Here is a 25,157-nt window from a genome sequence, read left to right as displayed (position 1 = left end):
GCGCTACTCCAGGATCGCGAGGACGTCGTCCTCGGAGATGATCAGGTGCTCTTCGCCGTCGAGGTTGACCTCGTTGCCCGAGTACTTCGAGAACAGCACGCGGTCGCCCTTCTTCACGTCCATGGCGATCAGGTTGCCCTTCTCGTCGCGCCGGCCGGGGCCCGCGGCGATCACCCGGCCCTCGGTCGGCTTCTCCTTGGCCGTGTCGGGGATGATGATCCCGCCCGCGGTCTTCTCCTCTTCCTTGATGCGCTGCACAATGATGCGGTTGTGGAGCGGACGAACCTTGCTTGCCATGGTTTCCCGGATCTCCCTGTCGTTGGGGGTGAAGTTGAGGGTGAGTTTGGGGGTCGGTCGGCGCGCGGTCGGACGGATCTCCACGTGACTGCGCGCGCGCCGCATCGTACGGGCGAAGGCCGGAGTGTCAAGTCGGCTCTGTGGCTCGCGATCGCGATCCTGACCCTCGGCGTGTCGGCTCTGGCCGGGGGTCTCGAGATCTACGAGCCCCGGAATCGGCCCGCGGAGGAGCTCGCGCCGCTGGTCGAGACCCTGCTCGAGGGGCAGGGCACGGCGGTGGCCGACCCGCACTCGGGAAAGCTCCTGATCTCGGGCGAGGCGGGGGCGGTGGCCCGGGCGCTCGACGCGCTTCGCGAGCTGGACCAGGCCGTGCGCCAGTACCGCGTCGAGTCGGAGACGTCGACGCGCGCCGCGCTCGAGGGGCAGTCCGCCGGCGTGTCCGGCTGGGTCGAGGCGGGCGGGGTGCGGATCGGCCGGGTCGTCGGCCCGGAGGGCGTGCGGATTCGCGCGAGCGCGGGTCGCTCCGGCTCGGACGAGCGGCTCGCCTCGAGCGTGGTGGTGATGGAGGGCCGCTCGGCAGAGATCTGGACCGGCGCCGACCACCCGGTCACCACGCGCACGATCCAGCGGGCGGGGCCGTACGCCCGCGTGACCGAGTCGACCGAGCTCGTGCCGGTGCGAAGCGGCTTCCGGGTACGCCCGCGAAGCGCGGGTCGGGACGCGATCGAGATCGAGATCACCCCGGTCGTGCAGGAGCTCGGACCCGACGGCTCCATCCGAGAGACCGGCGCGGCGACCCGGGTCCGCGTCTCGCCAGGAGAGACGATGGCGATCGGGGGAGTGACTGGCTCGGAGTCGACCTCGGGAATCGAGCTCCCGATCGGGGCCGTTCGCGAATCAGGCGCGAGCGACTCACTTCTCGTGGTTCGCGTCACGCCGCTCGACCGCTTCTAGCCTCCGAGCAGCGACTTTCCGACCACTCGGAGCTGCAGGATCGGCTTCACGCCCTCGAAGATCGGCAGCACCTGCGCGTCGACCACGTAGCGGCTGATCGCATACTCCTCGGCGTAGCCCCAGCCGCCGTGCAGGAGCTGGCCGTCCTGCGTGACCGCGACCGCCACGTCGCAGGCGAGCAGCTTCGCCTGCGCGGCGTAGGGCGAGGCCTTGCGCTCGTCCTCGTCCATCGCGGCCGCGGCCGCGTAGGTGATCGCGCGCGCGGCGGCGAGCTGAACCGCCATCCAGCCGAGCTTGTACTGCGTGAGCTGGTAGTCGATCAGCGGCTTGCCGAACTGCACGCGGTCGACCACGTACTCGGCGGTCTTCTCGAGTGCGGCCTGTGCCACGCCGCAGGCGCGCCCCGCGGTCTGGAGGCGACCGGCGCTGAACCCGCCCATCTGCAGGTAGAAGCCCCGGCCGATCTGCGCCTCGCCGCCGACCACGTTCTCGGCGGGCACGAACCAGCGCTCGAAGTTCAGCGTGAACGAGTGCATGCCCCGGTAGCCCGGCGTCGCATCGGCCTTGCCAGCGAGCTTGCCGCCGCCGGCTTGCGTGAACTCGAACTCGTGACCGAGAGCGCGCGGCTTGGGCACGATGAAGAGCGTCAGTCCGGCGTTGCCCTTCTTCATGTCGGGGTCTGTCCGCGCGAGCAGGGCCAGGATGTCGGCGCGGCCCGCGAACGTGCACCAGGCCTTCGGCCCGGTGATCGTCCAGCCGGCGACACCGTCCTGCGTCGCTCGCTCCGCGCGGCACTTCACGCCCGCCACGTCGCTGCCGACGTCGGGCTCCGTCACGCTGATGCCGACCATCAGCTCTCCCGACGCCAGCTTCGGCAGCCAGTGCAGCTTCTGCGCCTCGGTGCCGCCCGCGAGCAGCGCCTTGGTCAGGATCTCGGGCCGGGTGATCAGCGAGCCCGCGGCCGCGAGCGACCCGCGCGAGAGCTCCTCGGTGGTGATGCACATGGCGACGTTGCCCATCTCGACGCCGCCGTACTGCTCCGGCACCGAGAGCCCGAAGTAGCCCAGCTCCGCCATCTTCGACAGGAACTCCTCGGACACCAGCTCGTCGTTGCGGTGGATCCGCTCGGCGTGCGGCGCGACCTCGCTGTCGGTGAAGTCGCGCGCGGCGTCGCGTGCCAGCACGAGCATCTCGTCGAGCGGGCCGTCGTTGCGCCCCTTGGACTGGGCGACCGCGCGTCCGATCGCGCGCACGCGCTCGTCCGCCAGCGCCTCGCGCGCGAAGGTCTGCGTCTCGTCGCCCGGCAGGTCGGAGGCGCCGAGCCCGTGCTCGCCGCCGTTGTCGCGCACGAGCCTGGCGACCTCGGACGCGACGTGCCCGGCGAAGACCGCCGCCTGCTCCTGGTAGATCGCGCCGGCCGTGGCGGCGTACGCGGCCAGGTCCTGCGCCGCGCGCAGCTTCGTCGCCAGATCCGCAAGCCGTGCAACGGCGACCTGTTGCTCGTCGACGTCGCGCGCTCTTGCGCTGGCAATTGCGCGCGCGATCGGCGCTTCGAGCGCGGCGAGCGCCTTGCGGGTGCGGTCGAGAGAGAGGGGGGTCGGCACGACTTGCTCCTTGACCAGAGAGGGATCGGGCCCCCATTTGTGCAGGAAGCCCCGGAGGCGCGCAAGGTTTTCCGGATCGGCATTCCTTGCGCGGGTCCGCACGTCGGAATCCGCATGCCGCGCCCGCTTCGTGCCCCCGGAGCCGCGGCACGGCCGTTGCTCCTCTCTCCGCCCGGAGGCGAGGACCATGAAAAGATTTCGCGATCGACAGGGCTTCACGCTGATCGAGCTCATGGTCGTGGTGGCGATCATGGGCATCGTGGTCGCGGTCGCGATGCCCGCGATGACCAGCTACAAGCGCAAGGAAGACACCCGGCGCGCCGCCGTGAACGCGAGCGGCTGGCTGACCAACGCGCGCTCGCGCGCGATCGCGACCGGCCGGATGACGTTCCTGCTGCTCGCCGAGCCGATCAACGGCGTGGCGCCGTTCGCGCCCGGCCAGATCGCCGCCTTCGCGACCGATGACGACGGCGACAGCCGCGTCACGGCCGCCGACACGATCGTGCCGATCTTCCCGGACTCCGGACTGAGTCCGAGCATCTCCTTCTACGGAGTCACCAGCACTCCTCACGGCACCTACGCGATCCCGGCGGACGACCTGACCGGGACCGAGCCGGGAGTCGCGCTCGCGGTGCTCGCGGACGGGACGACGCTTCCCGACTCGGCGGAGCTCGGCGTTCCGGTCGCCGCCTTCTCGCCGCAGGGCGCGGCCGTCGCTATCGACACGCCCGCGGAGTGGGGCACCGGCGCCGGCGGGATCTACGTGACCGACAACAACGACGCCGTCCTGGCCGTGCTCCTGATGCCGCTCGGCTCGGTCAAGCTCCAAAAACTCGATGCAGCCGGCGGGGGGTGGCACTAGCATGAGGATTCACGGACGAGTCAGTGAGTCGAATCGGGAGTCCGGATTCACGCTCCTCGAGGTGATGATCGCCCTGGCGATCCTCGGCGTGGGCCTGCTCTCGATCGCGGTCGCGCAGCTCTCCGCGATCAAGGTCTCCGGTCGCAGCAAGTACCTGCAGCAGGCGATGTTCCTGGCGCGCGAGCAGATGGACGACATCGAGGCGCTGCCGCTGGGCTCCCCGCTGCTCCAGACCGCCGCGGTCACCGACGACCCGGCCAACCCGATCCAGGCGAGCAGCGACCCGGACGACCAGACCCGCTTCACGCGAAGCGTCACGGTGACGCCGAACTCGCCATCGGCGGGGCTCGCGCAGGTCTCCGTGACGGTGGTCTGGACCAACCAGCAGGGCGGACCTCGGCAGGTCCAGCTCAACTCCGTGAAGAGGATGAACTGAGATGCGCAGCGAACCGCGCGACTCCGCTGGCTTCTCGCTGATCGAGCTGATGGTCTCGGTGGCCGTGTTCGGGTTGATCACCGCGCAGCTTCTGGTGGTGTTCAGCAATCAGAAGCGCGTCTACTCGAGCAACGAGCGCGCCCTCGACGTACAGGAGCAGGCCCGGCTGACGCTGGACCTGGTCGCCTTCGACACGCGGATGGGCGGCTTCATGGTTCCGCGCTGGACCGCGGTGTCGAGCGTGGACGGCGGCACCGACGCCGCCGACCGCTTCTGCGTCTCGGACGCCTCGTACTTCGATTTCACCGGCGCGCCTTCGCCGCTCGACACCAAGGCCTTCCCGTTCGACGGCGCCCAGGTCACCGCGCTCACGGCGGACCACGTGACCGTGTCGAGCCTCGACATCGACGGGAGCGCGCCCGCGGTCGATTTCCTGATCCCGAGCTCCCCGGGCGCCGGAAACGGCGGCGGGATCATCATCTCGTCGCCGACCGAGACCTTCTGCGCGCGGATCACGCGGATCGTCGGAAGCGACATCTACTTCGAGGATCACGACACCGACGACACGGTCGAGTTCGGCGACGCGACCCAGTACATCACGGCGGGAGTCAGCGCGAACCTCCGCGCGGTTCCCGCCCAGGTCTACGAGCTCGAGCCGAACGCGCTCGAGCTGCGCCGGAACGGCCTGCTGCTCGCGACGGCGATCGAGGACCTGCAGGTCGAGTACTGGCTGGACAACGCGGGAGCTCCGAACGGCGTCCAGGACGGCGACGCCGAGTTCCCGGTCAACACGCTGAACACGCCCGATCCGCCCTCTGGCGCGATTCCCGCGGACATGTCGATGGTGCGCCGCGTGCGCGTCTCGGTCCTCGCCCGGACGGATCGCGAAGAGGCGGCCGACTCGGCGCACGGCCGGATCGGCGGACGGCCCGCGCTCGCCAACCGTCTGGCCGCAGCGGCGCCGGACCGCTTCCGGCGCCGCAGCTTCAGCTCGAGCATCCTGCCGCGCAATCTCGTCGCCGTTGGAGACATCTGATGAACCCATCTCGAGTCACTGAGTCCCGGTTGATGCCGCTTCGCGACGAGAGCGGAGCGGCGCTTCTGGTCGCCGTCGTCCTGCTGCTGCTGATGAGCGCGCTCGGGATCTCGGCGCTGCAGCACGCGCAGGACGAGGCATCGGCGAGCGGTAGCTCCCGAAGGAAAGACGCGACGCTCTACGCGGGGGAGGCCGGGCTCTCGATGGTCCAGGCGAACCTGCTCGCGAACTACAACGGCGGCACCACGCCGTCGTTCACCATCGACGAGCCGGCGCTCGTGAACGACGGCTTCGGAAATCCCATCGCGGTTCGCTCGGGTCGGCCCGAGAACGCCGTGGCCGAGTCGATCGGCGCCAACGGCGGAGCCGTCGAGGCTCCCGACGGATACATGCTGAACCTGGGCAGCGGCAACGCCCAGTCGTTCGGCGCCGTGCGCGCGGACATCGTCGCGACGGACGCCGGCAACGGAATGGTCCATTTGCAGGCTCAGTACCGACTTCATGAGGGCGGCGGCGGAGGACAATACCAGTGACCAAGAAGAACCTCGCACGAACGATCGCGCTCTTCGCGACACTCGCCTGCGCGCTCGGCGCGCACGCCCAGGGGGATCTCGACATCCTCCTGCGCCGCGTGCCGCCGGTCGTGATGATCCAGTTCGACACGTCCGGATCGATGCGGCAGATGGTCCTTCCCGAGAAGTACCGGACCGATCGCGGCAGCGCGAACCCGGAGTTCTGGTTCCACTGGCCGGTGAACAGCACCTCCACCCGCCCGGCGGTGTATCGCGACGTCTCCACCTCGCCCAACAACTGGGAGGACAGCGGCACCGGCAACGGCACCAGCACCGAGAACTATGAGCGCACCTGCCAGATCTTCCCGTCGAGCTCGAACAGCTCCTACTCGCAGGCGGTCTGCATGTCCGCGCTCAATCCGGCGTCGCAGCCCTCCTGCGCCGACGACGACAACTTCGGCAGCCAGATCAACAGCGGCGCCGTGATCAAGTGCTGGAACGTCCCGGGCGGCTGCACGAACGTGCCCTCGGGTCTGACCTGCTCGACGACCAACCGCGCGCGGCGGCGCGAGGGCGGCACCACGGTGAGCCAGCCCTTCACCACCGTCACCCTGCCCGACGTCTCCTACACGTCGACCTCGCTGTACTCGCCGAACTACCTGTTCTGGATCATGAACGAGATCTACAAGGGGAACACGCCGGTCAACTTCATCGCCCAGGACCGGCTGGCCGCCGCGAAGCAGGCGGTCACGGCGCTCGTGAACGAGATGAACGTCGATGGCCAGGACCCGAAGGTCAAGTTCGGGCTTGCGCGCTACGACGGCGTGAACAACAACGGCGGTTACGTGGTCGTTCCGGCGGACCTGAACAACAAGACCTCGCTTCTCGCGGCGGTCACGACGCTTCCAGCGTCCGGCTCGACGCCGCTCTCCGAAACGCTCGTCGACGTCGGCCGCTACCTGGCGGGCTCGAGCCTGCTCGGCAGCTACACCCAGTACAACCGCAACACCTCGGGCAGCACGGTGACGGCATCGTCCGCGCCGCAGAGCCCGGTCACCAGCCACTGCGACAAGATCTTCATCGTCGTCGTGACGGACGGCTTGCCGACCTCGGACGCGAACGATCACCACGGCACGGCCTTCACCAGCACGATCGGCGCGTACGTCGACGGAGACGGCGACTACACCGACGACGTCGCGGCCTATCTCTTCGACACCGATCTGCGTCCGACCATCGACGAGAAGCAGAACGCGATCACCTACACGGTGGGCTTCTCGCTCGACTCGCCGCTCCTGCAGCACGTCGCGGACCGCGGCGACGGCGAGTACTACTCCTCGAGCGACGCCGACGAGCTGGCCGCCGTGCTGAGCACCGCGGTCACCGACATCCTGCACCGCAATGCCACGCTCACCGCCGCGAACGTCCCCGCCAGCCGCACGCTGTTCGGCGACGGCTTCTACACCGCGTACTTCGCGCCGGGCGGGCGCCGCTCGCTCTGGCCGGGGCACCTTCAGGCGTTCCGCGTCGACGAGACGCTCACCGTGGTCGACGCGGCCAACCAGCCCGCGATCGATCCTCTCACCAACCTGTTCTACGAGCCCCGCAACCCCTATTGGGATGCGGCCGACACGCTGCTCGCGGACTTCGCCTCGCGCACGATCTACACCACCAAGTCCGGCGCGCGCGCGCCCTTCACCACCTCTGGCATCACCGCGAGCGACCTGGGCGTCCTGCTCTCGGAGGAGCCGCAGTACCCGCAGGATCCGACTGCGATCGACTTCACGACCGCCGAGCAGCTCGCCGACGCGGTGGTGAACTTCACGCACGGCTTCGACGCCTTCGACGAGGACGAGGACGGCTCGACCACGGACGTGCGCGAGTTCGTGCTCGGCGACATCTTCCACTCCAACCCGCTCGCGATCGGTCCGCCGCTCTCGTACCTGCGCAACGAGACGGGCTACGGTCCGGAGTCGCTCACCAACACGTTCATGTACACCTACAAGCACCGCGACCGCGTGATGTACGTCGGCGCCAACGACGGCATGCTGCACGCGTTCTCGGCGGGCAGCTTCGTCGATCCGAGCCCGAGCGTGACGGGCGACGAGTACTACACGGCGGGCGACGGCCGCGAGCGCTTCGCCTACATCCCCGCTGCGGTGCTGCCCAAGATCAAGGATCTGCCGAAGTGGGACCAGGGGAAGATCTACGCCGTCGACGGCGCCTCTGCGGCCGCGGACGTCTGGATCGACTACAACATGAACTCGGCGAAGGAGGGCACGGACTGGACGACGGTGTTGCTCACCCCGCTTCGCGAGGGCGGCGAGAGTCTTCTCGCGCTCGACGTGACCGACCCGACCGCGACCGCGGGCTACCACGGGCCCTACCCGCGCCTGATGTGGGAGTTCACGCACTCAAGGCTTGGCCAGACCTGGTCCAAGCCGATCTTCACCAAGCTGAAGATCCGCGCGGGCCTCGGAGTGGGCGATCGCTGCGGGATCGACAACGGCGACGGCGACTGCGTCGAGGAATGGGTCGCGATCTTCGGCGCCGGCTATTGGACGCAGGGTGACCCAAATCTTCTCAGCTACACCAACGATCCGAACTCCGCTTCGTACTCCACGAAGGGACGCGGCGTGTTCATCGTCCGGGTCAAGGACGGGACGATCCTCGGCCAGCTGGCCCAGGACCCGAACAGCGCCACCTACTCGAAGATGCGCTACGCGATCCCGGCCGAGCCCGCGGTCCTCGACCTGAACTTCGACGGGTTCGCCGACGTCGTGTACATCGGCGATCTCGGCGGTCAGCTCTGGAAGTGGGACCTCTCCGCGGTCGGCGTGCCGGTCTCCGGCGTGGTGCCGAACTCGATCTGGCCGGCCGGCGTGATGTTCGAGGCGCCGGTGGCCACCACGGCGGGCGGCGTGCTCCACTACCACAGCATCTTCCAGAGCGCTGCGGCGGCGTTCAACGATCGCGTGCTCACGCTGAGCTTCGCGAGCGGCGAGCGCGCCAACTTGGGCTATCGCGGTCAGGAGGACCCGAACGACCCGAACGACATCGTCGGCCTGTACGACGACAACAACCGCTTCTGGGTGCTGAAGGATCGCACGCCGACCGGGTCGGGCGCGTTCCCGGTTACGGCGCCGGCCTACGAGGAGCCGCTCTGGCCCGCGACGGTGCCGCTCTCCGGCCACGGCCAGCTCACCGACATGACCAATGCGGCCAGCGACCCGAACGCGACGGACGACGGCTACTTCTTCCGCGTGCCGGACGGCGAGAAGTTCATCACCAACCACCTGATCTTCGCCGGAAACGTGGCGACGGTCTCCTACACGCCGGACGAGCCCGGCGCGGCCGCCTCCGCGAACTGCTACATCGGCGGCAAGACGGCGGAGTGGGCCTGGTCGCTGGACGACGGCGCGGCGTCGCTCGTGGATCCCTCGGATGGCGTCTCGATGGTGCGCACGCGCGTGATCGGAAACGGCGCGCCCACCGATCCGCGCATCACGGTGTCGCGTGACTCGACCGGGAAGATCATCGTGCGGATCACCGCGCAGACGTCCACCGGCGAGGTGACCAATCCCGACGGCGGCGGTCTGACACTCGATCCGGTCGACATGATCTACTGGCGCCAGAACTTCTGACGCCACGGCTCGAGACGACGGGGCCGGGGATCCCTTCACGGGGGTCCCCGGCCTTTCTCGTTCCGGGCTAGCGCGAGGCGAGCGCGCGCGCGATCTCGTCGGCGATCCGGTTCGCTACGGCCGCCGGATCTTCGGCGCCTCGGATCGGCCGGCCGCAGACGACGTAGTCCGCGCCGGAGGCGATCGCCGCGGTCGGAGTGACCACGCGCGCCTGGTCGCCCGCGTCGCTTCCCGCGGGGCGCACGCCCGGGCAGACGATCGCAAGCCGCGGGCCGACCGCCTTGCGAACCGCCGCCGCCTCGGCGCCCGAGCAGACGATCCCGCCGCAGCCGGCCTCGCGCGCAAGGATCGCGAGCTCGCAGACCTCGTCCACCGACGCCTCGAGACTCGTGAGCCGAGTGACGCCGAGCACGCGCACGTCCGGCCCCGCGCCGCGCACCGCGGCCTCGAGCATCGCCTTGCCGCCGGAGGTGTGCACCGTGAGCATGGCCGGGCCGACGCCGCGAAGCACGCGGGCCGCCCCTTCGACGGTCGCCGGGATGTCGTGGAGCTTCACGTCGAGAAAGACACCGGCGCCGCTCGCTTCGCGCACGGCGCGGACCGCCTCCGGCCCCGCGGCCGAGAAGAGCTCGAGCCCCACCTTGAAGATCCCGACGCTGCCGCGCAGTCGCTCGACCCAGGGCAGGGCGAGCTCGAGTGAATCGACGTCGAGCGGGAAGATCAGCCGATCGCTGCCAGGGCACGCCATTCTCGCCTGCATAGCACAGGCGCGGCCCGCACTCCTAGGCCGGCTCGTCGTCCTTCTCGGCCTGCTCGATCGCCCAGCGCAGGAACAGCCGGAACTGCGGCGGCGGCTCGTGCAGGTTCACGCCGAACGCCGACTGGGTGCCGGCCGAGCCGAGCCGGTCGCTGCTCCAGCGCACCTCGCCGCGCAGGTCCACCAGAATGCCCGTCGTCGGCAGCTCGAACTGCAGCGCGATCGCCACGCCCGGGCGCGGAAGGTCGGAGGAGCGCACGCAGATTCCCGAGCGCGAGACGTTCTTCAGCTGGCCGAGCCCCTCCGTCCCCTCCGCCATGAAGCGGACCGGAACGCGCGAGGTGAGGACGCGTCGGCGTGCGCGCGCGGATGGGTTCACTCCGGATAGAATCGGAGCCGTCTCGAGTCGCCTTGAGGCGCGGAGCTCGCGCGCCGGTGGAGTGGACATGCGGATCGCGGATCGTTTCGGAAAGGGAGCGCCCGTGATCTCGTTCGAGTTCTTCCCGCCAAAGACGGACGCCGGCTTCGACTCTCTGTTTCGTACCATCGCCGAGCTCGAGGCGCTGTCTCCCTCGTTCGTCTCGGTCACCTGGGGCGCGGGGGGCTCCACCCGGCGCAAGACGGTGGAGCTGGTCACCCGCATCCAGGACGAGATCGGCCTCACCGCGATGGCGCACCTCTCCTGCGTCGGTTCGACGCGCGAGGAGCTGTCTGGCACGCTCGACCAGCTCGAATCCGCGGGAATCGAGAACGTGCTCGCGCTCGGCGGCGACCAGCCCGAGAACTACCAACCGCCACCGGACTCGCTGCGCTACGCAAACGAGCTGGTCGCACTGATACGGCCGCGCGGGCGCTTCTGCGTCGCTGCGGCGTGCTATCCGGAGACCCACCCCAAGGCGCGCAGCCGCGAGCACGACCTCGAGATGCTGGTCCAGAAAGTAAAGGCCGGCGTCGACTTCCTGATCACGCAGCTCTTCTTCGACGACGCGGACTACTTCGACTTCGTCGCGCGCGCGCGCGCGGCGGGGATCTCGGTGCCGATCGTGCCTGGAATCATGCCCGTCGTGAGCGCGGCCTCGATCCGCCGCATGACCACGCTCTGCGGCGCGCGCATTCCCGACGAGCTCGGCCGCGCGCTCGACGCGGCGGGCGCCGACGACGAGCGCACGCTCGAGGTCGGCGTCGAGTGGGCGACCGCGCAGTGCCGCGAGCTGCTGCGGCGCGGCGCGCCCGGGCTGCACTTCTACACGCTGAATCGCTCGCCCGCGACGCGGCGGGTCTTCGAGCAGCTGTTCTAGCGCGCGCGAGCGCTACTGCGAGAAGGCGCGGCGCTTGAGCTCGCGCACGTAAGCCGCGAGCTGCGGATCGGCGGCGATCGCCTCGGAGACCTCCTGGTCGAAGGTCGCGGCCGCGGTCTCGAGCGCCGACTTGTCGAGCGGAAAGCCCGTGACCGCCTCGACGCGCTGCAGGAGCGCCAGCGCCGCGCGCGTGTTCGGCTGCTCCTGCACGTAGTGCGGCAGGCGCGCCCAGAGAGAGAGCGTCGGCACGCCCGCGGTCTGCAGCTCGTCGCCGAGCACGCCGACGATTCCGGTCGGTCCCTCGTAGCTCGACGCCGCGAGCCCGAGTCGTTCGACGAGCGCAGCATCCGTGCTTCCGCCGATCACCTGGATCGGCTGCGAGTAGATGACCTCGTCGAGGAACGCGCCGAGCAGGATCACGAGCTTCGCGTCGACCCGTTCCAGGAGCTCGACGATCGCGGCCGAGAAGCCGCGCCAGCGCAGGTGTGGCTCGACGCCGAGTCCGACGACCAGATCGAAGTCGCTCGTCTCGGAGCGGATCGCGAAGAACTCCTGATCCGGCCAGCGGATCTGCCGTGCGCCGGCCTCGGAGAGCCGCACGTGCGGTCGCACGACGGTGTAGTCGACGAAATCCTCCATCGAGAGCGTCGCGAGCTTGCGCGCGCTGAACGTCTCGAGCAGGTGCGCGGCCGCGGTCGTCGCCGCCTCGCCGGCGTCGTTCCAGCCCGCGTACGCGAGGATCACGACCGGCTCGCGCGGATCGACGGGCGGGTGGAATCGAAGCGGGCTCGCCGCACTCACCGCGCAGAGCCTCGCACAAAGGCCCGGTCGCGGCTACGTCGCGCCGGAGCCGCCCAGAGCGTCGGGATCGCCGGTGGTCAGGATCAGCTCCCCGTCCCGGTACATGTGCACGCAGTTGCGTCCGGCGTCCTTCGAGGCATACAGGGCGAGGTCGGCCGCGCGGATCAGCTCCTCCGGCGTCAGCACTCCTCCGATGTCCTCGCTGCACGCGACGCCGAAGCTCGCGGTCACGCTCACGACCTCGGAGCGCGCCTCGCAGTGGCGATTCTCCGCCGACATGCGCAAGCGTTCCGAGACGTGCAGCGCGGCGCGCAGCGTCGTGTCGGTGAGCAGGATCGCGAACTCCTCGCCGCCGTAGCGCGCGACGATGTCGGAGCGCCGCGCGTACGCGCGCAGGCCCTCGGCGATGCCCTGCAGCACGATGTCGCCGAAGAGATGCCCGAGGCTGTCGTTCACCCGCTTGAAGTGATCCACGTCGGCCAGCACGAGCGTGAGCGGCCGCCCGTACCGGCGCGCGACGTTCAGCTCCGACTCCAGCCGGCGGTCCAGGTACGAGCGGTTCCAGAGGCCCGTCAGTCCGTCGAGGAACGACTGCTGCTCGAGGATGTCCTGCAGCCGCTTGGTGCGCAGCGCCGCGCGCACTCGCGCGCGCAGCTCGACCTGATCGAAGGGCTTGGTCACGTAGTCGACCGCGCCCAGGTCCAGACCGCGCACCTTCGACTCGGTGTCGGTCGTGCCGGTCAGGAAGATGATCGGGATGTTGCGCGTGGACGGGTGCTCCTTCAGCCGACGACACACCTCGAAGCCGTCCACGTTGGGAAGCCCGATGTCGAGCAGGATCACGTCCGGCTGGCTGGAGACCGCGCGCTCGATCCCGCGCTCGCCGTCGTCCTCGCCGATCACCTCGAGCCCTTCGGGTCGAAGCCGCGCGACCACGAGCTTGTGGATCGACTCGTTGTCGTCGATCACGAGCACGCGGTTCGGGTTGGGAACCTGCGGGTTCAATTCGTCTCCGGCACCACGACCGCGCGCAGGATCGCGCAGAGCTCTGCCACGCATTCCTTCGCAAGCGTCTCCGACGAGCCCGACTTCAGCGATTGCTCCAGGCGACCGGCCACCTCGGTGATCTGCGCGAAGCCGTAGCCCCCGCCGGCGCCCTTCAATTGGTGCGCGAGCGTCTGCAGATCGGAGTACGAGCGCGCCTCGAGCAGCGCCTCGAGCCTGGCCGCTCGCGCCGGCAGCTCGCGCGCAAAATCGCAGACGATCTCGAGCATGTCCGGATCGGATTCGTAGCTGCTTCGGATCGGATCCATCACAGAATCTCCGCGACTTCGACGCGCTGGGTGTGCCGGTGGGATCTCATCGGCCGCCGCCTCGGGCCGATTGATCGCGGTCCGTGGCTGGCCCGGAGGCGCTCGGCGGGTATGATCCCGGCCAGATGCGGTCCAACGAGATTTTCGCGCGGATGGGTCCCGAGGCGGCGCTGGCGTTCCTGACCGAGATCCACGAGCAGGCGCCCGGCGTCGAGCAGATCGCGCTCTCGGCGGCGTCGGGCGCGTTCCGGCTGCGCCCGGTGTTCCTGCGCAGGCAGCCGCGAAAGCGACAGGCGGAGTGGATGCGCCAGGCCCTGTCGCGCACGGCGATGGCGGCGGTGGCCGAGGAGGTGCTGGCCGAGTACTTCCTCGAGTACCACTCGGACCTGCTCGCCGAATGGCTCGACGCCCTCGGTCTCGAGCACGAGAAGGGCGTGCTCGCCACGAGCTCGCCCGAGTGCCCCAAGCCCGCCGATCTGGCCAAGACCGTGGCGGCGTTCCGCCAGGGCAAGGATCCGGAGCGGCGCGAGCTGCTGATGCGCGCGTTCGCGGCGCAGTCCTCGATCGAGTGGCCTGACCTCGAAGCGCTGCTCGCGAGCTAGGAGCAAGCGATGGATCTTGGACTCGCGGGCAAGGTCGTGGTGATCACCGGCGCGAGCCGCGGCATCGGACGCGCCGCCGCGCTGGGCTTCGCCGACGAAGGAGCGAAGCTCGCGATCTGCGCGCGCGGCGCCGCTGCGCTCGAAGCGACCGCGAAAGAGATCCGCGCGCTCGGCGCCAGCGTTCACGCCCGGACCGCCGACGTCGGCAAGGCCGCCGAGCTCGATGCCTTCCTCGAATCCGCGCGCGCGGAGTTCGGACGCATCGACGTGCTGGTGAACAACTCCTCGGGATTCGGCATCAGCGACGACGAGGCGGGCTGGAAGGTCTCGTTCGACGTCGACGTGATGGCGAGCGTGCGCGCGAGCTGGAAGGTCGTGCCCTGGATGACCGAGCAGGGCGGCGGCGTGATCGTTCACATCTCCTCCACGTCGGCGCTCGAAGCCGGAAGCCCGCCCTCGTACGCGGCCGCGAAGGCCGCGCTGATCAGTCACTCCAAGACTCTCGCGGTCGCGCTCGCGCCCGCGAAGATCCGCGTGCTCTCGATCGCGCCGGGCTCGATCGAGTTTCCCGGCGGCGTCTGGGAGCAGATCAAGAACGGAAATCGACCCTACTACGACGCGATCCGCGCCTCGATCCCGTGGGGACGGCTCGGCACGGCCGAAGAGGTCGCGAGCGCGATCGTCTTCGCGGCGTCACCGCGCGCGAGCTGGATCACCGGCGTGGTCATCTCGGTCGACGGCGGCCAGCACAAGGGCAACCTCTAGCCGCGCTACTCCTCGTCGGAGTCGCTCTCGTCGGCCGACGGCTCGACGAACCCGGTGTTCGAGCGCGCCAGCCCCGCCGCCATGTCCCGCTCGACGCGCGACCGGATGCGCTGGACCGGCGGCTCCGCCGGCGCCCCCGCCTCGCGCGCTCCGCCCGCGGCGAAGAGGCCGCCGAACGCCTCGTCCGTCCCCTTCGTGAAGATCTCCATTCCGATCCACACGCCGAGCACGATCAGCAGGATGCCGAGCACCTTCGCCATGGGTGTCTCCTCGCCTCTCGTATCGGCGTTTCGACAATTGCCCCTTTGGCGCCCGTGGAGTAAAAAGGCTCGGCCTCGGGAGGGACCCCTCTTGCGCTTCTACGAGTACGAATCGAAGCAGCTTCTCGCGCGACACGGCGTGGCATTGCCCAAGGGCTCCAGGCTCGCGCGCTCCGCGGACGAGGCGCGCCAGATCGCGGCTGGCATCGCCGGGCCGACGGTGCTGAAGAGTCAGGTGCTCTCCGGCGGGCGCATGAAGGCGGGCGGCGTGCTCTTCGCAGAGAACGCAGACCAGGCCGCGGCCGCCGCAGAGACGATCCTCCGGCTCGAGATCAACGGCCACAAGCCGCGCGGCGTGCTGGTCGAGAGCCGGCAGCCGGTGGCGCAGGAGTACTACCTCGGCGTCACCTGGGACGGGATCGCCAAGCGCCCGGTGATGATCCTCTCCGACATGGGCGGGATCGACGTGGAGGAGGTCGCCGAGAAGCACCCCGACCACATCGCCAAGCGCCACTTCTCGACGCTCCTGCCGTTCTCGGAGTACCGCGCCAAGCAGCTGGTCGCACAGCTCGCCAGCGGCTCCGACGTGAACGCGCTGGTGAGATTCGTCGCCCCGCTCGCGCGCATCTTCATGCAGTACGGGCTCACGCTCGCCGAGATCAATCCGCTGGCGAAGCTCGCCGACGGCAGCTTCGTCGCGCTCGACGCGCACGTCGACATGGAGGCGGAGGCGCGCTCGCAGCACGCGGCGCTGCTTCGCGAGCTCGGCATCGGCGACGACGAGACGCGCATGGCCCGCCCGCCGACGAAGTTCGAGCTCGATGGCGCCGCGATCAACGCGGCCGATCACCGCGGCGTGGCGGGAAACGTGACCGAATTCGACGGGACGCTGGGCTTGATCATCGGAGCCGGCGGGGGATCGCTCACGCTCTTCGACGCGGTGCGCAGCCACGGCGGCGACCCGGCCAACTACTGCGAGATCGGCGGGAATCCCAGCGTGGGGAAGGTCGCCGCGCTGACCAGGCTGATCCTCGCGAAGCCCGGCGTGAAGAAGATCGCGGTGATGATGAACGTCGTCTCGAACACCCGCGTCGACATGGTCGCGCGCGGCGTGATCAAGGGCGTGGTCGAGTCCGGCCACGATCCGGGCGAGAAGATCGCGATCTTCCGCATCCCCGGCTCGTGGGAGCAGGAGGGCTTCAAGCTGCTCGGCAAGTACGGCGTCGAGTTCTGCGACCGCAGCGTCTCCATGTACGAAGCCGCCGGGCGCGCCGTCGCCAAGATGAAGAGGGCCTGAGCGTGTCGATCCTGATCACCGCCGACACGACCTGCATCATCCAGGGAATCACGGGGCGCGAAGCGGTCTCGATGACCCGAGAGTGTCTCGACTACGGCACCCGGATCGTCGGCGGAGTCACTCCGGGGCGCGGCGGTCGCGACGTGCACGGAGTTCCGGTCTACGACACGGTCGAGCAGATCGCGAAGAAGACGCGCGTCGACGCGTCGGTGATCTCGGTCCCGCCGGCATTCGCGCGCGACGCCGCGTTCGAGGCGATCGAGGCGGGCGTGAAACTGCTCGTGATCGTGACCGAGAACATTCCGCGCTTCGAAGTCGCGCAGATGGTCGAGCTCGCCGAGCTTCGCGGCGCGCGGATCATCGGCCCGAACTGCCTGGGCGTGCTCTCGCCCGGCGAGGCGAAGATCGGCGGGCTCGGCGGGCGCGCGGTCGACGCGCGCAAGGCCTTCACCAAGGGCCGCATCGGCGTGATGTCGCGCTCGGGCGGAATGACCACCGAGATCTGCAACACGCTCTCGGCCGCGGGCCTCGGCCAGTCGACGGCGGTCTCGATCGGCGGCGACGCGATCATCGGCTCGAGCTACGCGGAGCTGATGCCGCTCTTCGAGGCCGACCCCGAGACCGAGGCTATCGCGATCTACTCCGAGCCGGGCGGCCGGATGGAGGCGGACCTCGCGCGCTGGGTGACCGACCACCGCTCTCGCCTGCCCGTGGTCGCGTTCATGGCCGGCCGCTTCATGGACGCGATGCCCGGCATGCGCTTCGGCCACGCCGGCACGATCGTCGAGGGCAAGGCCGACACCACGGCGGAGAAGATCGAGCGCATGCGCGCGGCGGGAATCGCCGTCGCGGAGCGCATCGAGGACATCCCGGCGCTGGTCTGGAAGCAGCTGGGGAGGTGAGTCGGATGGCGCTCTTCATCGCGGTCGACGTGGATCCCGAGCTCGCAAGCGACTCGGCGGCCTCGCGCAAGCTCGCCGAGGTCTGCCCGGTCGACATCTTCAAGGTATCGAGCAGCGGCGCGCTCGAGGTGATCGAGAAGAACCTCGACGAGTGCACGCTCTGCGAGCTCTGCCTGGCCGTCGGCAAGCCCGGACAGGTGGCGGTGCGCAAGCTCTACGACGACTCCGCTCGGCTGGAGCGACGCGCCTAGCTGCGACCGCTCGGGCTCAGCGCGCCGGGCTCGGACGCCCGAGCTCGGCGACGCCGAGCGGTGTAGCGACTGCGAGGTCCCAGAACTCCACGCGCAGCCGCTCCTTCGAGGCGACCAGCACCGCATAGCCGAAGCCCGCGCGCCCGCGGTCGTCGCCGTCGCCGGCGGCGAACGCCAGATGGTGCGCGACGGAGGGCCCGAGGTCGCGAAGCCCGATCGCGCGCGCGAGCCGGTTCATCCACAGGAAGTCGAGCCCGAAGCGCTTCACGCGCGAGTGCTTGGCGCCGGATCCGGAGACGATCTGCCAGCGCGCGCCCGGGTGCTCGAGCTCGATCAGCTGCAGGCTGTGGTCGTGACCGGCGAGCACGACGTCGACGGGCGCGTCCTCGAGCGCGCGGTACAGCTCGCGCCGGTAGCCGCGATTGCCCCAGCCGTAGAGCTGCTGGCCGCCGCCGCCCGTGGCCCACTCGATCGGGAGCGTGATCGGAGCCAGCAGCCCGCCGAGCAGCGCTGAGAAATCCTTGTGGAACGCGGCGCCTGGCTCCGCGCCGTTGTGCAGGCCGTAGCTCTCCAGCGGGTGGTGAAGCGCGAGCGCGAGCCACGCTTCCGGCCGCTCTTGCCGCAGTCTTGCCAGTTCCGTGTGGAGCGCAGCGCTTGCGCGCTCGCGGAACTCGCCGTCCACGATCATCGCCTGCGAGTCGGCGAGCACGACGATCACGGAGCCTGCGTCGAGCACGGCGATCGGGTTCGCGTCGTCGAGCTCGCAGCCGCGCGCGACGTAGCGCCACCCATCTCCGAGCGGGGGGATCTTCGCGCAGGCGTTCTCGGTCGCGAGCGGATCTCCGACGTGGTCGTGATTTCCCGCCAGCGCGACGACGGGATGGCCCGCGAGCTTGCGCGCGTACGGACCCAGGATCGCATCGAGCTGCCGGTCGGCCGGCCCCGGTCGCTCGCAGCCCTTCTTCGAGACCCGACCGCTCGCCGAGCGGCAGAAGCCGAGCAGGCCGTGGCGGTAGAACACGTCGCCGAGCACCAGGATCGGCGCCCCGGCCGAGCTCTCGAGCCGCCGCGCCATCGACGCGTGCAGGCGCGGGTCGCGGCCGTGGGGCTCGCCGATGTCGCCGATCGCGAGCAGCGTCACGGGCTCGGGTCCGGATTCCCGGGTGATCACGTCCTCGTCGCGGTAGACGCCGTCGAGCGAGGGCGAGAACGTCGCGCAGCCCGACAGCAGCACGATCGCGCTCGCCCCGAACGCGCTGCGCCAGGCGGCGGGCCGGGGGATCAGGAGAGGATTCCCTTCGCCACGCGATGGACGTTCTCGGCGCTGAAGCCGAACTCCTGGGCCAGGGCTTGGTACGACGCCGACGCGCCGAATCCGGTCATGCCGACGAAGCCGTCGCCGGGCCGCAGCCAGCTTCCGAGCCCGAGCGCCACGCCGGCCTCGACCAGAACCCGGCGCGGCGCGGCCGGCAGCACCGACTCGCGATACGCCTCGTCCTGCTCGGCGAACCGCTCCAGGCACGGCAGCGACACCACGCGCACGCGCCGTCCTTCTGCGGCGAGCCGTGCCGCGGCGCCGAGCGCGGGCGAAAGCTCCGATCCGGTCGCCGCGATCACGAGCTCGGGCGGCGCCGTGCCGGCCTCGCGAAGCGCGATCCAGCCGCCCCGCGCGGCCTGCGCCTCGACGCCGTCCTGATCGAGCACCGGCAGGTTCTGGCGCGAGAGCAGAAGCGCGGTCGGCCCGTGGGATCGGGCGAGCGCCGCTTGCCAGGCCGCGACCGTCTCGCGCGCATCCGCGGGCCGCCACACCTCGAGGTTCGGAATCGCGCGCAGGGCCGCGATCTGCTCGACGGGCTGATGCGTGGGGCCGTCCTCGCCGACGAAGATCGAGTCGTGCGAGAAGATGAACACGACCGGCTGCGACATCAGCGCCGCCAGGCGCAACGCCGGCCGCATGTAGTCACTGAAGACCAGGAACGTCCCGGTGTAGGGGCGGATCCCGCCGTGCAGGGCCAGACCGTTGGCGAGCGCCCCCATCGCGTGCTCGCGCACGCCGAAGTGCAGATTCCTGCCGACGAACTTCCCGCGCGAGATCGACGCCTCGCCGGCGATCGCGGTGTTGTTCGAGCCGGCCAGGTCCGCGGAGCCGCCGATCAGCGACGGAACGGACTTCGCCAGCGCGTTGATCAGCTTTCCCGACGCCTGCCGCGTGGCCATCGGCTTCTCGCCGCGCATCTGCGGCAGCCGCTGCGACAGGTCCGCCGGCAGCTCGCGTTCGACCATCGCGCGCCAGAGCACCGCGAGACCGGGATCCGCGAGCACGCGCGTGCGGCGCACCTCCCAGTCGCGTCGCAGCGCGGCGCCGCGCGAAGCGTTGGCCCGGAACACCTCGCGCGCAGGCTCTGGAACCTCGAACGGGCCGAGCGTCCAGCCGAGATTCGCGCGGGTCTGCTCGGTGGCCTCGCCGTCCTTGAACGATCCGTGCGCGTCGGAGCTGTCGACCGCCGGCGAGCCCTGACCGATGTGCGTGCGGCAGATGATCAGGTGCGGCTTCTCTTCGTCCTTCTGCGCGCGGAGCAGCGCGGCTCGGACCGCGTCGCGCGAGTGCCCGTCCGCGCGCTGCACCTCCCAACCGTACGACTCGTAGCGGCGCGCGACGTCCTCCGAGAACGAGAGGGACGTCGGGCCTTCGATCGTGATCGAGTTGTCGTCGTAGAGCACGATCAGCTTGCCCAGGCCCAGGTGCCCGGCGAGCGAGCTGGCCTCGTGCGCGACGCCCTCCATCAGATCGCCGTCGCTGGCGAGCACGTAGGTCCGGTGGTCGACCAGCTCCGCGCCGAAGCGCGCGGCCAGGATCCGCTCCGCGAGCGCCATCCCGACCGCGTTGCCCAGCCCCTGCCCGAGCGGGCCGGTCGTGGTCTCGACGCCGGGCGTCGCGCCGTACTCGGGGTGTCCGGGCGTTCGCGAGTGCAGCTGCCGGAACTTGCGGATCTCGTCGATCGGCAGGTCGTAGCCCGACAGGTGCAGGAGCGAGTACAAGAGCATCGAGCCGTGGCCCGCCGAGAGCACGAAGCGATCGCGATCGAACCAGTCGGGCCGCGCGGGGTCGTGCTTCAGGATCTCGGAGTAGAGCAGTACGCCGATCTCGGCGCAGCCGAGCGGCAGTCCGACGTGGCCGATCCCGGCCTGTCGCACCGCGTCGACGGTCAGCACGCGCACCGTCTTCGCAGCGAGATCAACGCCCTGTGCCGACGGCTCTGGCGCTAGAGGTGTGGAGGGATGGCTCAAAGCGCTCTCCTCTTGACGATGCGGCTGGCAGCGACACGCAGGGCTCCCGCACCTCGCGCGCACGTCGGTGTGGTTTAGCGCCTCTGCGGGGTTTCCGGCAAGCGCGAGACTCAATTCCCGTCGCAGCGCGTCCGATCGCCTCTGGTGTGAAGCCTTGGCAGCGAATCGTCGCGATGGAGTCGGAGAGCGACACCCGCGGAGCCTTCGACGACCTGCACCGATCGCTTGCCGCTGTGCTCGAACGCGAGCCGGGCTCGCCGCTGCTGGTGCGTGCGTCCTTCGAGACTCTGCTCGGCGCGTTCATCGCGCGTGCGCAGCAGCACCGCGGCGAGATGGCATTGGTGATCTTCGAGTTCGAGGGCGACAAGGCCGTTCGGGAGAGCGCTGGCGCGGCCGACTTCGAGCGCGCGATCGCGGATCTGGGCCGGGGGCTTCGCCGCCGCCTGCGCGCCTGCGACGAGATCGGCCGGCTCGGCGAGGCGCAGATCGCCGCCGTTCTGCCCGGCTGCGACGAGCCGTCGCTGAACCTGGTCGCGGAGCGGCTGCGGGTCGCGCTCGAGGGAACCGAGCTCTCGCTCGGATCGCTGCGCGTGTCACCGAGCCTGCTGATGGCCGCGATCCCCGCGCCGCTCGGCCCTGCGTCGAGCGCCGAGCGCGCGCTCGAAGAGCTCCATCGCGCGCTCGACCGGGCGCGCGGAGCCGGCGCAGCCTGAGCGCCGCGGCTCGTCTGCTAGTCTGCGGCTCGTGACGACCGCCGACTGGCTGCCGCTTCTCTCCGAGATCGCCGATCGCTCCGACGAGATCGCGCGGCGGCTGTTCCGCCGCGTCGACCTGCGCGTCGACGAGAAGCCGGACCGGAGCCTGGTCACGGAGGCGGACCGCGAGATCGAGACCGCCGCGCGAAAGCTCGTCTCGGAGCGGCAGCCCGAGCTCGGCGTCTTCGGCGAGGAGCAGGGCGAGCAGGCGGGTCGGGCGAGCTCGCGCCTGATCATCGATCCGATCGACGCCACCGCGAACTTCGTGCGCGGAATTCCCGTCTTCGCGACGCTGCTCGCGATCGAGATCGAGTCGGAGGTCGTGGCCGGCCTGGTCAGCGCGCCGGCGCTGGCCAGCCGTTGGCACGCTTCGCGCGGCGGCGGCGCCTGGCAGGGCGGGCGGCGCCTGCGCGTGTCGGGCGTTCGCGAGCTCGCGATCGCCCAGCTCTTCCACGGCAGCCTCGGCGGCTACGAAGGCGGCCGCACGCCGCCCGGCCTGCTTCGCCTCGCGCACGCGACGCACCGACAGCGCGGCTTCGGCGACTTCTGGCAGCACTGCCTGGTCGCCACCGGATCCGGCGAGATCGCCGTCGATCCGGTGGTCGCGCCCTGGGACATCGCCGCGTTGCAGATCCTGATCGAGGAGGCCGGCGGGAAGGCGACGACGCTCGCCGGCGAGCGATCGATCTACCGCGGCAGCCTGGTCACGACGAACGGCCTGTTGCACGCCGAGGCGCTAGCGCTGCTTGCGAGCTGAGACGAGCACCGCGCGTTCGATCTCTTGCCAGCGGCGCCGGAACCCCGTCGAGTCACAGACCGCGTAGCGCTCCGGCCGCGAGGACGAGACGACCATGAAGCAGATCTCGTCGGCGTCGTAGGAGAGGATTCGCGCGACGAGCACCTCGCCATCGCCCGCGTGAAGGCGCACCGGCTGGCCGGTCTCGAACGCGATCGCGATCTCGCTCGAAGGCATGCGCGTCTCTCCCCGTCCCAGGGTAGCGTGAGATCGCCGGTCGATCCGATACCCTGCGCGAAGATGAGCTGCAGCCGCGCCGCAGTCGCGTTCCTGGTGGTCCTGCTCGCGTTCGCGCCGGTGGCCAGCAGCTTCGAGGTTCCGCCCGAGGGCGCCTGCGCTGCCCGGCCCGTGCAGGAGGCGCCGGAGACCGGCCCAGGTGCCGAGGACGTGATTCCGCCCGCGTGGCGGCCGGGCGAGCTCGTCGACTTCGGGTCCGTCGAGCGCCTGCGCGGCTGGCTGCCGGACGAGGTCTGGGAGCGCCGCGACGCGTTCTTCTTCGAGGGCATGAAGCTCGAGGTCGGTCCGTGCTACCGGCGCTATCCGGTGCCCCCGTTCTTCGCCGAGGCGACCGCGGCGAACGCGGGAAAGGCCTCGCTCGATCGCGACGGGAACCTCGTCGGCTATTCCGGCAACGGGCTTCCGTTCGCACCGGAGAGCATCGCGGACGACTCCGCCGACGCGGGTCTGCGCTGGGCGTGGAACTACCGGTACCGCTACCTGGGCTCGGGATTTCGCGGCGATTTCCGCGTCACCGAGGTCACCGGCGGCGGTCGCGGCATCACCGGCTTCAATGGCAGCTTCTTCCTGATGCCACTGCACGGTGTACCCGGCGCGGCCGACGACGCCCGCGGCGAGCGCTTCGTGGCCGGCGGATCGTTCTCGGCTCCCGAGAGCGCGCGCGGCCTGGCCTGGCGGCAGTTCCAGAAGACCGCCGCGGAGAGCGACTACCGGGCGACCGACGACGTCTTCGTCTACCTCCCGGGCCAGCGCAAGGTGCGCCGCGCGCCGCCGCAACAGGTCGAAGGCGTCTACCTGCCGAGCTACACGCGCGGCCGCTCGGTCGGAAACGTCGGCATGACGGTGAGCGAGCAGATGGTCGACGTGGGAAATCCCGCGATGAGCGCGGCCGAGCCGATCCGGACCGGCTTCGTCGGGCTCGTGATCCGCCCCAACGCGTACACCTGGAAGCTCGAAGGCGTGCGCGACGTGCTCGCGCCCGCAAACGGGAGCGAGCGCGGGTATCCGAGCGATCCCGAGCGGAACTACGGCCCGAGCGGTCTGTCGCCGGCGTCCGACCGCTGGGAGCTGCGCCGCGCGCTGGTGCTCGCTGGAGAGCGCAAGGAACCCGAAGGGATGGTCCGCGCGGTCAGCGTCTGGATCGACGCGCTCACGCTTCAGCCGCTGTACTGGATCTCGCGCCGGAGCCGCGGCGCCGTGTACGAGGTGGGAATCTTCACCGGGCGGTTCAGCGCCGACGACCTGCTCGATCCGAAGTGGCAGGGAAGCGGAACCGGCTTCGGCGTGATGCTCCCGGTCGCGCAGAGCTTCTCGGTCGCGGGGCAGGGCGGCGGCTGGCTGCGCGAGTCATTCGCGCTGCGCAGCGACCCCCCCGACGCCGAAGCCACGCGCGACTACCTGTCGATCCAGGGAATCCAGCGCAAAGGCCGCTGAGCCCGGCCGGGACCGCGTCGTATCGCGCTAGCGCGCCAGACAGGCGAAGAGCTCCTCGAACGCCTTCATCTGGTTTCCTGCGGCCGACGACGGCACGAGGATCGGAGTTCGGATTCCCGCGTCGTACCAGGCCTCGAGTCCCTCGCGCACGCGCGAGGCGGGGCCGTAGAGCGTGACGTCCGAGAGCCACTCGTCCGTCATCAGCGAAGGCACGCGTTCGAAGTCCCGGGCCGTGACCGCGGCCTCGATCGCGTTCATCTCCTCGACATAGCCGGCTTCGCGCCAGTAGTTGCGGTAGTTCGGCATCGAGACGTAGCCGATCAGCGTCTTTCGATTCGTCGCCGCGGCGGCCGCGATGTCGTCGGAGATGCAGGTCGGAATCATGTTGCCGATGAAGAAGTCCGGATCGTTCGCCCGCGCGGGCGGCAGCGTTCCGAGAGACTCGCGCATGTGCGAGCGCGCGCCGTTCGCGAAGACCATTCCCTGCGCGATCTCGGCGGCCAGGGCGATCATCCGCTTGCGCAGCGTCGCGAGCACGATCGGGGGCTGCTCGCCCAGGCGCGGGTTCGCGCGCAGCGCGGCGACGAATCCGCGGATGTCTCCTAGCGGCGGGCCCGCCTTCACGCCCAGCCGATCGAGCGCCGGCCCGTGCGAGACACCCACGCCGAAGCGGAACCGCCCGCCGGAAAGCTCGTGAATCAGCGAGGCGGTCTGCGCGTAGTCTGTGGCATGGCGCACATAGATGTTCGCGATCGTCGTCCCGAACGGGATGCGCTCGGTCGCGAATGCGAGCGCCTCGCACAGACCGAGTCCGTCGCCGAAGCTCGGGCAGTAGATGCCGGCGAAACCCCGGCGCTCGATCTCGCGCGCGAGCTCGAGGGTGGCGCGCCGGCGACCCGGGACGGCGGCAAGACTCACGGCCGGAAGCGCTGCGGATGCCATGGAGATCCTCCTCGGCGCAGTCTACGCGCTCCGCACGGGCGGCGTCCCCGCGAGTCCGCGGAGTCGAGAGCAAGCCCAGTGTTGTCGGTCGGTTCGCTGGCCAGTTGCCCATCCCCC

Annotated in this window: 26 protein-coding genes; 15 read left to right on the top strand and 11 right to left on the bottom strand. The window is 70.1% G+C overall.

Annotation, left to right across the window (positions count from 1 at the left end):
• Positions 1 to 3 precede the first annotated feature (3 nt).
• Complete coding sequence (locus FJ108_06545) at positions 4 to 297, bottom strand: co-chaperone GroES (GenBank protein MBM4335559.1); 294 nt, start codon at positions 295 to 297, stop codon at positions 4 to 6.
• Positions 298 to 468: 171 nt separating this feature from the next.
• Between FJ108_06545 and FJ108_06540 the strand changes: the two genes are divergently transcribed.
• Complete coding sequence (locus FJ108_06540) at positions 469 to 1,251, top strand: hypothetical protein (GenBank protein MBM4335558.1); 783 nt, start codon at positions 469 to 471, stop codon at positions 1,249 to 1,251.
• On the opposite strand, the gene FJ108_06535 is transcribed toward FJ108_06540, so the two are convergent.
• Complete coding sequence (locus tag FJ108_06535) at positions 1,248 to 3,044, bottom strand: acyl-CoA dehydrogenase (GenBank protein ID MBM4335557.1); 1,797 nt, start codon at positions 3,042 to 3,044, stop codon at positions 1,248 to 1,250. The two genes, FJ108_06540 and FJ108_06535, sit on opposite strands and share 4 nt — an antisense overlap.
• Between FJ108_06535 and gspH the strand changes: the two genes are divergently transcribed.
• The 5 genes from gspH to FJ108_06510 are packed head-to-tail and all read left to right on the top strand — an operon-like array spanning position 3,043 to position 9,342.
• Positions 3,043 to 3,717 (top strand): type II secretion system protein GspH, encoded by a 675-nt coding sequence (gene gspH / locus FJ108_06530; GenBank protein ID MBM4335556.1) that lies wholly within the window; start codon positions 3,043 to 3,045, stop codon positions 3,715 to 3,717. The genes FJ108_06535 and gspH overlap by 2 nt on opposite strands.
• On the top strand, positions 3,692 to 4,153 hold the full coding sequence (locus FJ108_06525) for a prepilin-type N-terminal cleavage/methylation domain-containing protein (GenBank protein ID MBM4335555.1): 462 nt from the start codon (positions 3,692 to 3,694) through the stop codon (positions 4,151 to 4,153). Before gspH ends, FJ108_06525 begins: the two co-directional genes overlap by 26 nt.
• Before the next feature lies 1 nt (position 4,154).
• Entirely contained in the window at positions 4,155 to 5,189 is a 1,035-nt protein-coding gene (locus FJ108_06520; GenBank protein ID MBM4335554.1) for a prepilin-type N-terminal cleavage/methylation domain-containing protein, read from the top strand.
• Positions 5,189 to 5,722, top strand: coding sequence for a hypothetical protein (locus tag FJ108_06515; GenBank protein MBM4335553.1), 534 nt, complete (start codon positions 5,189 to 5,191; stop codon positions 5,720 to 5,722). Before FJ108_06520 ends, FJ108_06515 begins: the two co-directional genes overlap by 1 nt.
• Entirely contained in the window at positions 5,719 to 9,342 is a 3,624-nt protein-coding gene (locus FJ108_06510) for a hypothetical protein (protein ID MBM4335552.1), read from the top strand. The genes FJ108_06515 and FJ108_06510 overlap by 4 nt, the downstream gene beginning before the upstream one ends.
• Before the next feature lie 67 nt (positions 9,343 to 9,409).
• On the opposite strand, the gene pyrF is transcribed toward FJ108_06510, so the two are convergent.
• Both pyrF and FJ108_06500 read right to left on the bottom strand, forming a co-directional pair.
• A complete protein-coding gene (gene pyrF / locus FJ108_06505) occupies positions 9,410 to 10,090 on the bottom strand; it encodes an orotidine-5'-phosphate decarboxylase (protein ID MBM4335551.1) in 681 nt (226 codons plus the stop codon).
• Between the two features lie 34 nt (positions 10,091 to 10,124).
• Positions 10,125 to 10,646 carry a PilZ domain-containing protein gene (locus FJ108_06500; GenBank protein MBM4335550.1) on the bottom strand — a complete coding sequence of 174 codons (522 nt, stop codon included), beginning with the start codon at positions 10,644 to 10,646 and terminating at the stop codon, positions 10,125 to 10,127.
• Here FJ108_06500 and metF point away from each other — a divergent pair.
• Positions 10,546 to 11,397 carry a methylenetetrahydrofolate reductase [NAD(P)H] gene (gene metF, locus FJ108_06495; GenBank protein ID MBM4335549.1) on the top strand — a complete coding sequence of 284 codons (852 nt, stop codon included), beginning with the start codon at positions 10,546 to 10,548 and terminating at the stop codon, positions 11,395 to 11,397. The genes FJ108_06500 and metF overlap by 101 nt on opposite strands.
• Positions 11,398 to 11,409: 12 nt before the next feature.
• Here the strand turns inward: metF and FJ108_06490 are convergent, their stop codons facing one another.
• Genes FJ108_06490 through FJ108_06480 form a run of 3 tightly spaced genes read right to left on the bottom strand, consistent with a single transcriptional unit; the run spans position 11,410 to position 13,511 of the window.
• Positions 11,410 to 12,198, bottom strand: a complete 789-nt coding sequence (locus FJ108_06490; GenBank protein ID MBM4335548.1) for a PAC2 family protein — start codon at positions 12,196 to 12,198, stop codon at positions 11,410 to 11,412.
• 33 nt (positions 12,199 to 12,231) lie between these two features.
• A complete protein-coding gene (locus tag FJ108_06485) occupies positions 12,232 to 13,257 on the bottom strand; it encodes a diguanylate cyclase (protein ID MBM4335547.1) in 1,026 nt (341 codons plus the stop codon).
• Positions 13,200 to 13,511, bottom strand: coding sequence for an Hpt domain-containing protein (locus tag FJ108_06480; protein ID MBM4335546.1), 312 nt, complete (start codon positions 13,509 to 13,511; stop codon positions 13,200 to 13,202). Before FJ108_06480 ends, FJ108_06485 begins: the two co-directional genes overlap by 58 nt.
• 125 nt (positions 13,512 to 13,636) lie before the next feature.
• Between FJ108_06480 and FJ108_06475 the strand changes: the two genes are divergently transcribed.
• Genes FJ108_06475 through FJ108_06455 form a run of 5 tightly spaced genes read left to right on the top strand, consistent with a single transcriptional unit; the run spans position 13,637 to position 17,588 of the window.
• Entirely contained in the window at positions 13,637 to 14,113 is a 477-nt protein-coding gene (locus FJ108_06475) for a hypothetical protein (GenBank protein MBM4335545.1), read from the top strand.
• A 9-nt stretch (positions 14,114 to 14,122) separates the two neighbouring features.
• Positions 14,123 to 14,878, top strand: a complete 756-nt coding sequence (locus tag FJ108_06470; protein MBM4335544.1) for an SDR family oxidoreductase — start codon at positions 14,123 to 14,125, stop codon at positions 14,876 to 14,878.
• 54 nt (positions 14,879 to 14,932) lie between these two features.
• Entirely contained in the window at positions 14,933 to 16,435 is a 1,503-nt protein-coding gene (locus tag FJ108_06465) for a hypothetical protein (GenBank protein MBM4335543.1), read from the top strand.
• A 2-nt stretch (positions 16,436 to 16,437) separates the two neighbouring features.
• The gene (locus tag FJ108_06460) at positions 16,438 to 17,337 is read left to right on the top strand and encodes a succinate--CoA ligase subunit alpha (protein ID MBM4335542.1); all 900 of its coding nucleotides are present in this window, start codon (positions 16,438 to 16,440) and stop codon (positions 17,335 to 17,337) included.
• Between the two features lie 5 nt (positions 17,338 to 17,342).
• A complete protein-coding gene (locus FJ108_06455) occupies positions 17,343 to 17,588 on the top strand; it encodes a hypothetical protein (GenBank protein MBM4335541.1) in 246 nt (81 codons plus the stop codon).
• Between the two features lie 16 nt (positions 17,589 to 17,604).
• Here the strand turns inward: FJ108_06455 and FJ108_06450 are convergent, their stop codons facing one another.
• Both FJ108_06450 and tkt read right to left on the bottom strand, forming a co-directional pair.
• On the bottom strand, positions 17,605 to 19,110 hold the full coding sequence (locus FJ108_06450) for a hypothetical protein (GenBank protein ID MBM4335540.1): 1,506 nt from the start codon (positions 19,108 to 19,110) through the stop codon (positions 17,605 to 17,607).
• Positions 18,870 to 20,876, bottom strand: a complete 2,007-nt coding sequence (gene tkt / locus FJ108_06445; GenBank protein ID MBM4335539.1) for a transketolase — start codon at positions 20,874 to 20,876, stop codon at positions 18,870 to 18,872. The genes FJ108_06450 and tkt overlap by 241 nt, the downstream gene beginning before the upstream one ends.
• Positions 20,877 to 21,022: 146 nt before the next feature.
• Here tkt and FJ108_06440 point away from each other — a divergent pair, with 146 nt between their 5' ends.
• Both FJ108_06440 and FJ108_06435 read left to right on the top strand, forming a co-directional pair.
• Complete coding sequence (locus tag FJ108_06440; protein ID MBM4335538.1) at positions 21,023 to 21,589, top strand: diguanylate cyclase; 567 nt, start codon at positions 21,023 to 21,025, stop codon at positions 21,587 to 21,589.
• The gene (locus FJ108_06435; GenBank protein MBM4335537.1) at positions 21,513 to 22,388 is read left to right on the top strand and encodes a histidinol phosphatase; all 876 of its coding nucleotides are present in this window, start codon (positions 21,513 to 21,515) and stop codon (positions 22,386 to 22,388) included. Before FJ108_06440 ends, FJ108_06435 begins: the two co-directional genes overlap by 77 nt.
• On the opposite strand, the gene FJ108_06430 is transcribed toward FJ108_06435, so the two are convergent.
• Positions 22,368 to 22,604 (bottom strand): hypothetical protein, encoded by a 237-nt coding sequence (locus FJ108_06430; protein ID MBM4335536.1) that lies wholly within the window; start codon positions 22,602 to 22,604, stop codon positions 22,368 to 22,370. The two genes, FJ108_06435 and FJ108_06430, sit on opposite strands and share 21 nt — an antisense overlap.
• Before the next feature lie 63 nt (positions 22,605 to 22,667).
• Between FJ108_06430 and FJ108_06425 the strand changes: the two genes are divergently transcribed.
• The gene (locus FJ108_06425; GenBank protein MBM4335535.1) at positions 22,668 to 24,098 is read left to right on the top strand and encodes a DUF1329 domain-containing protein; all 1,431 of its coding nucleotides are present in this window, start codon (positions 22,668 to 22,670) and stop codon (positions 24,096 to 24,098) included.
• A gap of 27 nt (positions 24,099 to 24,125) precedes the next feature.
• On the opposite strand, the gene FJ108_06420 is transcribed toward FJ108_06425, so the two are convergent.
• The gene (locus FJ108_06420) at positions 24,126 to 25,040 is read right to left on the bottom strand and encodes an LLM class flavin-dependent oxidoreductase (GenBank protein MBM4335534.1); all 915 of its coding nucleotides are present in this window, start codon (positions 25,038 to 25,040) and stop codon (positions 24,126 to 24,128) included.
• Between the last annotated feature and the right edge of the window lie 117 nt (positions 25,041 to 25,157).

The sequence above is a fragment of the Deltaproteobacteria bacterium genome, from assembly GCA_016875225.1.
In the GTDB taxonomy this organism is placed as follows: Bacteria; Myxococcota_A; UBA9160; order SZUA-336; family SZUA-336; genus VGRW01.
This window is presented reverse-complemented; position numbering and strand designations above follow the sequence as displayed.